Genomic DNA, 669 nt, shown 5'->3' on the forward strand with positions numbered 1-669 from the left:
GCAACTTCTTGAACGGCTTGTTGTTCAGACCGACGAGCAGTGCGGCGATCGTGCGGTTCGCTTCATCGAGACTGAACAGGCGCTGGTGGCGCAGCCGTGCCAGAATCCAGCGCTGAACAAGAAGCACCGATTGCTCGACTTTGGCCTTGTCCCGCGGGCGCCGGCTGCGTGCAGGAATGATCGCCACGCCGTAGTGCGCGGCCATCTCGCCGTAAGTGCGATTCAGAATCGGATCGTAGAAGTTGGGCTTATGCACGCCCGACTTCAGGTTGTCCGGCACGACAATCTCTACGCAGCCACCAAGGAAGGTGAAGGCGCGCACGTGCGAGCCGATCCAGTCCTCGAGTTGTTGGGTCCACGTCGCTTCCGCATACGTGTAGTTCGACGCGCCGAGCGTCGCGACGAACAGTTCGGCCTCACGGATTTCGCCGGTGTGCGGATCAACGATGCCCAGCTTGTTGCCCGAGTAGTCGACGAACAACTTCTCCCCGGGCGCATGAGCCTGACGCAGCGTTACCGGAAGGGTAGCTGCCCAACGCTGGGGGTGACCTGCCCCCTTCGGTAGGGCCAGTCGGCTTCTAGCAAAGTCCCTTTAAACCAGCTCCTGGAAAGCGGCAGGAGCATCCGCTGTTGCCCGATGTTTCGCCGCGAACTCTGCTGGCGAAAGAT

At 61.1% G+C, this 669-nt stretch carries 1 pseudogene; it reads right to left on the bottom strand.

The window, feature by feature from the left end:
- Positions 1-523 (bottom strand): annotated as a pseudogene (gene istA / locus GWC77_RS28130) (IS21 family transposase); the annotation flags it as partial.
- Positions 524-669: the final 146 nt, after the last annotated feature.

Source organism: Paraburkholderia sp. NMBU_R16 (assembly GCF_013282575.1).
Lineage (GTDB): Bacteria > Pseudomonadota > Gammaproteobacteria > Burkholderiales > Burkholderiaceae > Trinickia.